The organism is Dongia sp. (assembly GCF_041906375.1).
Classification (GTDB): Bacteria; Pseudomonadota; Alphaproteobacteria; order Dongiales; family Dongiaceae; genus Dongia.
In genome coordinates this window covers 1-10,868 of the sequence record NZ_JAYRJJ010000017.1, presented here as the reverse complement: position 1 = coordinate 10,868, position 10,868 = coordinate 1, and the positions used below count along the sequence as shown (strand labels likewise).

The 10,868-nt window shown below is 63.5% G+C and carries 10 protein-coding genes; 6 read left to right on the top strand and 4 right to left on the bottom strand.

All coding sequences use genetic code 11. From position 1 onward, the window contains the following. A partial coding sequence (locus ACE3OA_RS21165) for a heparinase II/III family protein (RefSeq protein ID WP_374314567.1) occupies positions 1-865 on the bottom strand: 865 nt, incomplete at its 3' end. Positions 866-884: 19 nt separating this feature from the next. Further along, a complete protein-coding gene (gene rpe, locus ACE3OA_RS21160) occupies positions 885-1,559 on the bottom strand; it encodes a ribulose-phosphate 3-epimerase (protein ID WP_374314565.1) in 675 nt (224 codons plus the stop codon). A gap of 291 nt (positions 1,560-1,850) precedes the next feature. Between rpe and ACE3OA_RS21155 the strand changes: the two genes are divergently transcribed. From ACE3OA_RS21155 to ACE3OA_RS21130, 6 genes are all read left to right on the top strand, one after another. Continuing rightward, a complete protein-coding gene (locus tag ACE3OA_RS21155; protein ID WP_374314563.1) occupies positions 1,851-3,761 on the top strand; it encodes an ABC transporter ATP-binding protein/permease in 1,911 nt (636 codons plus the stop codon). Further along, the gene (gene meaB, locus ACE3OA_RS21150) at positions 3,758-4,750 is read left to right on the top strand and encodes a methylmalonyl Co-A mutase-associated GTPase MeaB (RefSeq protein WP_374314561.1); all 993 of its coding nucleotides are present in this window, start codon (positions 3,758-3,760) and stop codon (positions 4,748-4,750) included. Before ACE3OA_RS21155 ends, meaB begins: the two co-directional genes overlap by 4 nt. A 244-nt stretch (positions 4,751-4,994) precedes the next feature. After that, a complete protein-coding gene (locus ACE3OA_RS21145) occupies positions 4,995-7,004 on the top strand; it encodes a methyl-accepting chemotaxis protein (RefSeq protein WP_374314569.1) in 2,010 nt (669 codons plus the stop codon). A gap of 152 nt (positions 7,005-7,156) precedes the next feature. Next, positions 7,157-7,450 carry a 50S ribosomal protein L28 gene (gene rpmB / locus ACE3OA_RS21140; RefSeq protein ID WP_374314559.1) on the top strand — a complete coding sequence of 98 codons (294 nt, stop codon included), beginning with the start codon at positions 7,157-7,159 and terminating at the stop codon, positions 7,448-7,450. Positions 7,451-7,620: 170 nt separating this feature from the next. After that, positions 7,621-8,442, top strand: coding sequence for a gamma-glutamyl-gamma-aminobutyrate hydrolase family protein (locus tag ACE3OA_RS21135; RefSeq protein WP_374314557.1), 822 nt, complete (start codon positions 7,621-7,623; stop codon positions 8,440-8,442). A gap of 470 nt (positions 8,443-8,912) precedes the next feature. After that, on the top strand, positions 8,913-9,713 hold the full coding sequence (locus ACE3OA_RS21130) for an exodeoxyribonuclease III (RefSeq protein ID WP_374314555.1): 801 nt from the start codon (positions 8,913-8,915) through the stop codon (positions 9,711-9,713). A gap of 124 nt (positions 9,714-9,837) precedes the next feature. Here the strand turns inward: ACE3OA_RS21130 and ACE3OA_RS21125 are convergent, their stop codons facing one another. After that, on the bottom strand, positions 9,838-10,305 hold the full coding sequence (locus tag ACE3OA_RS21125) for a hypothetical protein (protein ID WP_374314553.1): 468 nt from the start codon (positions 10,303-10,305) through the stop codon (positions 9,838-9,840). A gap of 168 nt (positions 10,306-10,473) precedes the next feature. Next, the coding region (locus ACE3OA_RS21120; protein ID WP_374314551.1) for a DMT family transporter at positions 10,474-10,868 on the bottom strand (395 nt) is incomplete at its 5' end.

Here is a 10,868-nt window from a genome sequence, read left to right as displayed (position 1 = left end):
GGCCGTCGGGCAGCTTCATCCCGGCCGAAGTGTAGACGTCACGCAAATCGATGAGATGCTGCAGCAACTCCAGCATCAATTGCGGCGAGCGTTCGACATGGCCACCGTCGGCGAGGATCTGCGCGGTTAAGGTGGGACCAAGTAACGCCTGCCCCTTGGCCAGCCATTTTTCGCCGCGCGGCAGGATGAGCCCGGCCAGCATCAGGCTGATGATGGCCTTCACCAACGCCGCACCCGCCAATCCGTCCGGCAGTGCCCGCGCAAGATGTTCGGCCTGGCGCGAGAGGGAGAGCAGCAGCTGCGAGCGGAAGAGCGCGTCGCTGTTGACCTCGAGATAGGTGTGGTTGAGGAGGATGTTGCGGATGCGTGCGGCCAGGATGTCGGCGCGCCAGGCGAATTCGTCGTAGCGCTCGTTTTCGTCCATCCAGCGCGTGATGAGCTGCTTGGCCAGCGCCCGCGCCGAGGGACCGCCCACGGAGCGGAGATCATTGAGCCAGGCGAAGGAATTGACGATTTCGCGCCAGCCATCGCTCATGCCGATCGGGTTGCCGAGGGGCTTCGGGGAACGCACCACTTCGCCGGCGAAGCGGAATTCGTCGCTGAGCAGCAGGAGACCTGCCTGCGGATCGCCCGGCCAGGGTTCGGGCGAGGGAAGCTGCAATTCGCCGGCGGAACGCTTGCCCAGGGTCAGGTGATAGAGGCCGCTATGATAAACCGGCTGCATCAGCCGGCGCTTGCAGCGCTGCCAGATCAATTGGCCCGGCAGCGAAAAGAAGGTCTGCAGGCGCGGGGCCACCAGTTTCGGGCGCTGGTTGCCGCGACGCTGACCGGCCTTTTTCACATCGCTGCTGCTGCCCTCGGCCATTGCGGCGCCGGGCCCGGTTTTAAGCGCGCAAGCCGGCAATATTGCCGGCATAGGCTGCAGGACCGCCCTTGAAGGTCGCGGTGCCGGCCACCAGCACATCGGCGCCGGCCGCCACCACCTGCTTCGCCGTCTCGGCATTGATGCCGCCATCGACTTCAAGATCGATGACGCGCCCGCCCTGGGCGGCGCTGACCTTGTCGATCCGGCGGCGGATTTCGGCGATTTTCTCCAGCGCCGAGGGAATGAAGGCCTGGCCGCCGAAGCCCGGATTGACGCTCATCACCAGGACGAGGTCGAGGTCGGGCAGCAGGTAATCGAGTACGTCGATCGACGTGGCCGGGTTGAGCGAAACCCCCGCCTTTTTGCCCAGGGATTTGATCAGCTGGACGGTGCGGTGGGGGTGCGGCCCCGCTTCCGGGTGGAACGTGATGATATCGGCCCCGGCGGCAGCGAATTCGGCCACGAAGGGATCAACCGGGGCAATCATCAGATGAACATCGAAGGGAATGGCGGCATGGGGCTTCAAAGCCTTCATGACGGCCGGCCCGATGGTGATATTGGGCACAAAATGGCCATCCATGACATCGACATGGACGTAATCGGCGCCCGCCGCCGCGATGGCGGCAACCTCCGCGCCCAACTTGGCGAAATCGGCCGACAGGATGGAGGGGGCAATTTTTGTTTTCTGCTGCATGGCTGCCTAACTAGCATCCGCCCCGCGCCGCGATCAAGGAGAGGTGGGGGATCCCTCGCTGATGCCGACCCTTCACGCCTCTGGCGTTCGTCATGCCCGGGCTTGACCCGGGCATCAGCTTGCGACCGATTGACCGAGCCCCGTCGTCCTGGATCCCCGGGTCAAGCCCGGGGATGACGAGAATCAATACGTTAGTCCCCATGCATGCCACCCCCGCATTCCTGACCCTTTGCCCGGCGGCACGCTTCCCTATATTGCTGAACTGAACAGTTTACCTGCCAGGATGCACCGATGGCCTCGCCTCACACCCCCTCCCAACCGAAATCGGCCCAATCGAAATCGGCCCAACCGGGACCAGGGGGTGGCGATACCAACCCGCATACCCAGATGCAGGCGCTTCGGGCCCTGCTGCCGCATCTGTGGCCCAAGGGGCAATGGGACCTCCGCGGCCGGGTCGTGCTTTCCGTCCTCTGCCTGATCATCGCCAAGGTCGCCAATGTCTATGTGCCGATCCTGTTCAAGCGCATGGTCGATGCGCTGGGCCCCCAGATCGGAACGGCGGGGGCTACGGCCACCAGCGTCATCGGCGTCTCATTGGGCCTGCTCGTCGCCTATGGCATCGCCCGCGTCATTTCCCAGGCCTTCGCCGAGTTCCGTGACGGCATCTTTGCCAAGGTGGCGCAGCGTTCGATCCGCGCCGTGGCACTTTCCACCTTCCGGCATCTGCATTCCCTGTCGCTGAAATTTCATCTGGAGCGGCAGACCGGCGGCCTCAACCGCGCCATCGAGCGCGGCGCCAAGGGCATCGAGTTCCTGCTCTTCTTCATCCTGTTCAACGTCCTGCCCACCCTCATCGAGATCGGCATGGTCTGCGTCATTCTGTGGACGCTTTATGACTGGACCTATGCCGCCGTCACCTTCGTCACGATCGCCGTCTATATCTGGTATTCGCTCTCCGTCACCGAATGGCGCATCAAGTTCCGCCGCGACATGAACGAGAGCGACCAATCGGCCAACACCAAGGCCGTGGATTCGCTCTTGAATTACGAGACGGTCAAATATTTCAGCAATGAGGAGCATGAGGCGCGGCGCTATGACGTGGCGCTGCAGGCCTATGAAGTGGCGGCGGTCAAGAGCCGCACCTCGCTGGCGCTCTTGAATGTGGGCCAGGCCTTCATCATCGCCACCGGCCTGGTGCTGATGATGGGCATGGCGGCGCATGGTGCCGCGACGGGCAAGATGACCGTGGGCGATTTCGTGCTGGTCAACGCCTATCTCATCCAGCTCTATCTGCCGCTGAACTTTCTCGGCTTCGTCTACCGCGAAATCCGCCAGTCGCTCATCGACATGGAAGCGATGTTCGCACTTCTGCGCGTCGATATCGAAATCGCCGACAAGGCCGGGGCAAAGCCGCTGATGGTGACATCGGGCGAGATCCGCTTCGACAATGTCGAATTCGGCTATGACCCGAGGCGGCCGATCCTCAAGGGCATCAGCTTCACCGTGCCGGCCGGGCACAAGCTCGCCATCGTCGGGCCGTCGGGTGCGGGCAAGTCGACCCTGTCGCGCCTGCTGTTCCGCTTCTACGACGTGAATGCGGGGCGCATCCTCATCGACGGGCAGGATATTCGCGACGTGACGCAAGCCAGCTTGCGCGCCGCCATCGGCATTGTCCCGCAGGACACCGTCCTCTTCAACGATACGGTCGCTTACAACATCGCCTATGGCAAACCGGGCGCGAGCCAGGCGCAGATCGAGCAGGCGGCGGACCTTGCCCATATCCATGATTTCGTGAAAGCCCTGCCCGACGGATACCAGACCAAGGTCGGCGAGCGCGGCTTGAAGCTTTCGGGCGGTGAGAAGCAGCGCGTCGCCATCGCCCGCACCATCCTCAAAGACCCGCCGATCCTGCTGTTCGACGAAGCGACCTCCGCGCTCGATTCCCATACCGAACGGGAAATCCAGGACAATCTCGCTGAAGTGGCGCGCAACCACACGACGCTGGTCATCGCGCACCGGCTTTCCACCATCATCGATGCCGACGAGATCATCGTGCTGGATGACGGCAACATCGTCGAGCGCGGCCGCCATGACGCATTGCTGGCCCGGGAAGGCCAATACGCCGCGATGTGGCGCCGCCAGCAGGAAGCGGCAAGACGCGAATTGATGGGTGAAAGTACGGGCAGTAAAGTGCCGGCATGAACGCCATCGACGAGTCCGCCCTTGCCAGCCATTGCAGCCAGATCCGCGCCGGCGACCGGCGCGCTTTGGCCCGCGCCATCACGCTGATCGAATCGACCCGAAGCGATCACCGCCGGCAAGCGGAGGCGCTGATCGAAGCCCTGCTGCCCGACAGCGGCAAATCCCTGCGCATCGGCATTTCCGGCCCGCCGGGTGTCGGCAAATCGACCTTCATCGAGGCCTTCGGGCAATATGCGATCGAAAGAGGCAGACGCCTTGCCGTGCTGGCGGTCGATCCCTCCTCGCGCCTTTCCGGCGGATCGATCCTGGGGGACAAGACGCGCATGGAGGCCCTGTCGCGGGCGGAAGCGGCCTTCATCCGCCCCTCGCCCGCCGGCCTCACCCTGGGTGGGGTCGCGAGACGGACGCGGGAAGCGCTGCTGGTCTGCGAGGCGGCGGGATTCGACCTCATCCTGGTGGAGACGGTCGGCGTCGGCCAGTCGGAGACGGCGGTGGCGGAGATGGTCGATCTCTTTCTGCTGCTGCTGCTGCCGGGCGCGGGCGACGATCTCCAGGGAATCAAGCGCGGCATCATGGAGTTGGCCGACCTCATCGTCGTCAACAAGGCGGATGGCGATTTCATGGCGGCGGCGGAACGCAGTGCTGCCGACGTCGCCAACGCATTGGGGCTGATGCAGCCCAGGCATGCCGGCTGGCGGCCCGAGGTGCTGCGCTGCTCGGCCCTCAAGAACCAGGGCATCGATGCGATCTGGGCGCGCACGCAAGCCTTTGCGGCAGCGCTCAGTCAATCTGGCGCCTTCGATGCCCAGCGTCGCGAGCAGGCCAAGGCCTGGCTGTGGCACGAGCTTTCGGACAGTCTCCTTGAGGCGCTGAAGGCCGATCCGCATGTGGCCGCCAAGCTCGGCAGCCTCGAAGCCAAGGTCGGCGCCGGCAAGATGGCGCCGGGCACCGCCGCCCGGGAATTGCTGGCTGGTTTCCTCGCCCGCTGACGCGCTTTTTGTCCCACTTGTGATCGAATTCCCGGCGCAGAGACCGGAATCTGGTGTTTTTTCCCGGCATTATGCCGTTTTTTCCCACGAAATTAACTAATCTCTTACGCTCCGCCCCCTAAATTCGCCGCTTGTCATACAAATGTGCGGCATTCCGGCAAATGTGCGGCATTCCGGCAGACCGATCTATCTGCCGCCGGCACCGGAATGACGGACTCGGGAAATTGAGGGATAGGGTGACGTGATGGGGAAATCGTTCGGAATTGCCGCCAAGCTGGCCCTGGCCATTGCGCTGTTTGCGCTGCCGGTCGGCTTCACGATCTACAAGCTTTATGAATCCCAGCAGATCGCCATCGATTTCGGCACCAAGGAAGACCAGGGCAACACCTATCTGGGCCAATTGCGGAAAGCCCATGGCGAATTGCTGAGCGGCGGTGACAAGGCCGCGATCGCCAGCACCATCACGGCGGCAGAGGCCGGCTATGGCGAGGGCATGCAATCGGCCGAGCTGGCAAGCGCTGCCGCCGCCGCCGTGGGCGGTGACGACCCGGCCGCCGCGGCAAGTGCCATCCGCGCCCTCATCACCCGTGTCGGTGACAAGTCGAACCTCATCCTCGATCCCGATCTCGATTCCTATTACGTGATGGATCTGGTGCTGCTGAAGGTGCCGGATCTCATGGACCGGGTGAAAGAGGTCGCCACCTATATCCGCGCCCATGAAACGGCGGCGGCCGGCGGCTACACCATCAACGAAGTTGCCGAACTGCTGAAGCTCGACGGCGGCTTCAACTCGGTCGTGGCGGGCGCCGCCGGGTCGATGGATTCCGCTTACGGCGGCAGCAAGGACAATCTCTATGGCAAGGTCGATATTCTCCCCGACCGCCTGGGGAAGAGCAATGAGGCGATGAACGCGGCGCTGGCCGCCTTTACCGACGCCTATATGAAGACAGAACTCGCCGGCGGTACCGAGAAGCTGGACGTCGCCGCCGTGACCGCCGCCGAAAACACCGCGCGCGAGGCGATCATCGCCTTTGGCAATGCCAATGATGCCGCCATGGCCGAACTTCTCCGCGCCCGCATCGACAGCTTCGTCACCGACCGCATCGTCACTTTCGCCGTCACCGCCTTGCTTTTCGCACTCGCCATCTTCGGCACGGTCTGGTTCATCCGCCGCAATGTGACGCGGCCGGTGGTGGAACTGGCCGGAATCATGGACAGCCTGGCCGAGGACCGCACGGATATCAACGTGCCGCTGGTGGCGCGTGGCGACGAGCTGGGCCGCATGGCCCGCGCGGTCGAGACCTTCCGTGTCGGCATCGGCAAGCGCCTGGAGCTGGAAAACGCCGCCCGGGCCGAGGCGGATCGGCGCGAGGCGCAGATCCGCGAGATCCAGACCCTGTGCACCGATTTCGACCGCGCCTTCGTCACCGCCGTCGGTTCGATGATGGGCAGCGCCGGCGACCTCAGGCAGGAATCCGAAGTGATGCGCGCCGCAGCGCAGACCTCCGGCTCGCAATCGGAGGAGGTGTCGCGCCTTGCCGCCACCGCCGCCGGCAACGCGCAATCCATCGCCGGGGCGATTACCGAAATGTCGGCCTCGATTTCCGAGATCGGGCGCCAGGCGGAAACGGCGACGCAGACGGCCGAAACCGCCGTCGCCCGCGCTTCCGAGATCGGGCGCATCGTCAACGGCTTGACCGAAGTGGCCGGAAGGGTGGCGGGCGTCTTGGGCCTTATCCGCGATATCGCCGGCAAGACCAACCTGCTGGCCCTCAACGCCACCATCGAAGCGGCCCGCGCCGGCGAAGCCGGCCGCGGCTTTGCCGTGGTGGCGACCGAGGTGAAGAGCCTTGCCAACCAGACCACCGACGCCACCGCCGAGATCGAGGCGCAGATTTCCGGCGTGCAGAAGACGGCCCAGGACGCGGCCGACGCCATTTCCGAGATCACGGCGGTCATCAACGGCATGAATGAATCGACCGGAGCCATCTTCGCCGCCGTCACCCAGCAATCGGCGGCCACGCAGGAAATCGTCCGCAACGTCACCGAAGCCAGCGCCAAGACCCAGGAAGTGGCCAGCGTCATTTCCGAGGTGAAGGCCGCCGCCGACACGACCGGCGAACGCTCCAGCCATGTGCTGGAGGTCGCCGGCTCAGTCAACGGCCAGGCCGGCACCCTGAAATCGGTGGTCGAGCAGTTCATCGGCCAGCTGATCTCGACGGCCGGACGGACGGGGGAGAAACGTCCGGCCTGACGGCCGGGGGGCTGGCAAAGCGGGGCCGGAAGTGCCGGAATCGCCTTGACGCCAAGGGCTTGGCCACGTAAAAACCGCCCCGAGCTGGCCGGAACCCGTTAAGTCCGGCCCCTTTCTTTTGGTTAAGTGTTTGGATTAGAAGGATTTCCGCCATGTCCCGGCGTTGCGATATCACTGGCAAGGGCGTGCAGACCGGCCACAATGTGAGCCATGCCAACAACAAGACCAAGCGCCGCTTCCTGCCCAACCTACAGGAAACCAAGCTGCTTTCGGACACGCTCGGGCAGCAGATCCGCCTGAAGCTGACGACCCATGCCATCCGCTCGATCGAGCATAATGGCGGCCTCGACGCCTATCTCGCCAAGACGGCGGACAAGAACCTGCCGGCCGAAGCCAAGCGCCTGAAGCGCCGCATCGAGAAGGCCGCTGCGAAAGCCGCCGCCTAACACCTTCGTCTGAAAAGACGATCCGAAAAGGCCCGCATGCAGATGCGGGCCTTTTTGTTTTCCCGCCCCGCAAGTTTTGGGGACCCACCCCGCGCCCGGCGTGGGTTGTGGGACCCCTGGGGGCTGGCTAGATTCGCTGCCAGCACAACGCCACCAGACGAGTGACACCCATGAGCAAGCCCGGCCCCTACCGCCTGCAGCAGACCCTCAGCACCGATGCGCCGGTCGTGGCGGTCCCGATGTGCGTGAAGTTCATCGACGGGCAGAACTATCACACGGTGGGCGAGAAATACCTGACCGCCCTTATCGAGGGGTCCGGCGTCTATCCGCTATCCTACCCGGCACTCGGGCCGGCTTTGCCGGTCGAGGCGCTGCTTGACCATGTCGACGGCGTGCTCTTTACCGGCAGCCCCAGCAACATCGCGGTCGAGCATTACGACGGCGACCCGGACCGCGACGACAGCCCGCAGGACCCCGGCCGCGACGCCATCACCCTGCCGCTGGTGCGCGCCGCCCTTGCGCGGGACATTCCGCTCTTTGCCATCTGCCGCGGCTTCCAGGAGCTTAACGTGGCGCTGGGCGGCACGCTCCACACCCGCATTCACGAATTGCCGGGCAAGATGGATCATCGTGGTGCCGACGGCTCCTATGACGAGATCTATAAGCCGGCGCACAAGCTGCAGCTTGAGGCGGGCAGCACGTTCGCCAAGATCCTCGGCGCGCCGGAAATCACCATCAATTCGGTGCATTGGCAGGCGATCGATCGCTTGGGCAGCGGGCTGGTGGTGGAAGGCCGCGCGCCCGATGGCGTCATCGAGGCGGTGCGCGTGCCGGGCAAGCGCTTTGCCCTGGGTGTGCAATGGCATCCCGAATATCGCTGCACCGACAATGCGGATTCGATGAAACTCTTCCGTGCTTTCGGCGACGCGGTGCGCGCCTATGCCGCCGAGCGGCGCTCCAACACCAAGCGTAAATCGGGTGCAGCGGCGTAAATCGGCCCCGATTTTCTTCCCGCTGCCGGTTCGATTCCTGATCATATTCGCGTGAGGTGCGGATTCGCGCGGCGATTCCAAACACTTCCGAGTTATGCAGCGATGCGCAGTCAGAATTGCATTCTTTCGGAATCCCACCCCTTGAATTCGGGTGTATCAGGATCATCTAAGTTCCATGCGAATGGCGATGGTTGCAATGACCGTCGTCAGCACCGGAAGCGGTCTCCCCCACCGTAACCGGACTCCGATAACACGGAGTATCGAACGCCCGGTCCTCCCCTGACCGGGCGTTCTTATTTTCTGGGTGTTGTTATTTTTTGCCCGTTCTTATTTTCCGGGCGTTCTTACTCTGCAGGTTCTGCTCCACGCATTCCTGTGCGGGCGTTCAACAATCGGCAGCTTGCTGGACGACAGCCGAGTCGACATGCGAATTCAGCACGCACTCGACCTCACGGCTGATTGGATCATCGATGCGCGTCGCCACCTGGAACATCAACTCATTGCGCTTGCGCATCGACCTCCTGCGCCGCCTGGTTCAACAGGAAGGGCCGGACGTCATCTGCCTGCAGGAAATCAAGGTCGAGGACGGGTTGTTCCCGCTCGAAGCGGTCATGGCGCTGGACTATCCGCATGTCCGTTTCCACGGCATGAAGGGCTATAACGGCGTCGCCATCCTGTCGCGCATCCCGTTCCGCGTGATGGACCCGAAGAACTGGTGCCTCAAAGGCGATGCGCGCCACGCCCATGTCGTCCTCGACGGCGATGTCGAGCTGCATAATTTCTACATTCCCGCCGGCGGCGACATTCCCGACCCGGACGAGAATGTGAAGTTCGCGCACAAACTCCAATTCCTCGACGAGCTCAGGGATCATTTCGCCGCCGGCACGAAGGCCGGGGCCTCGGCCAAGGGCAAGGCGATCATGGTGGGCGATCTCAACATCGCGCCGCTCGAGGACGATGTGTGGTCCCATAAGCAGCTGCTCTCGGTCGTCAGCCACACGCCGATCGAGGTGGAGAAACTGAACGCCGTGCAAGAGGCCGGCAAATGGGTCGATGCGGTGCGCCAGGTGACACCACCGCCGATCAAGCTTTTTTCCTGGTGGAGCTATCGCTCGGCCGATTGGACCAGGAACGACCGCGGCCGGCGCCTCGACCATATCTGGGTGACGCCGGCGATCTCGAAGCGCGTGCGCCATGCCACCATCCTCAAGGATATGCGCGGCTGGACCCAGCCCAGCGACCATGTCGCCGTCATCGTCGATATCGATTGAAGAAGAAAAAGGGCGGCTCGTCGGAGCCACCCTTTTGAAGGCAATACAGGGTCGTCGGGTTAGGGGTCGTCAGGTTAGGGGTCGAAAGATCGGGGTGGAAAGGTCCGCTACGATGAGGACCGTTTCAGACCAGACGCAATTCCTCGTCGATGCGTTCAGCCAGATAGAGAGCGACGGACAGGCGGCCGGGCTTTGCCAGCTGTTGCGCCGCCAGTCTGATCAAGGGCATCAGACGGCGCTGCGCATCGGCCGAGGCGCAGATATAGGTCATGGCGCAATCGCCGGCCTGAAGGAAACTGCCGACCATCTGTGCCCGCGCGCCGACCCAATCGAGGTGACGGCTGAGGGCCTGCGCCTGCTTGCGATCCCGCGGGCGGTCATGAATCCGGTCGAGCAGTCGCTCGGCGATCGCTTCATAGAGGTCGGCAAGGGCGCGCAGGATTGCCGTGGCGCTGGTCGCCTCCGATAGGGCCGCATCCGACATCGCCGCCTTTTGCGGGCGCGCTGCAGCCGGCTGCTTCGTGCGCGACATCGTGGCGATGACGCCCTTGTGCTGAACTGTCTTCGTGTTTTGCCTGAATTGTACGCCCATCGTGTGGTCCCCATTGCATTGCAGGCGATCCTTACCTGCAGGCACAGAATGGTATGGGGTGGGGAATAACTGAAGCGAAGGCTGTGAATCTTTCCCGCCAATGACTAACTGAATCGCGACAAATTTGGGCGCCGCATGTGATGCGATGCTACTTGCACATTTGCATGATTATTTTGCGTCCCGCTTGACGCTGCCGCTGCGGTTTTCGCGCCAGACATAGATCAGCAGAGTGGCGAAAATGAGACCGCCGCCGAGCAGGGTGGGCCGGTTCGGAATCTCGTTGAACAGCAGCCACACCCAAAGCGGTCCCAGCGGTGTTTCCAGGGCACCGAGCAGGCCCGCTTCACTGGCTGCAAGGCGTTGCGCTCCCTTGGCATAGAGCACGAAGCCCACGCCGGACGTGATCGGCCCGAAAAGCGAGAGCCAGAAAATATCGTGCGGCGTCACCGCGAGCGGTGCGGCGAAGGGCAAGGCCATCAAGGCGGTCAGCAGACAGGCGCAGGCACCGATTGCGACCATGGGGAGATCCGGATAGCGCCGCACATGCACGGTAATGAGCGCCA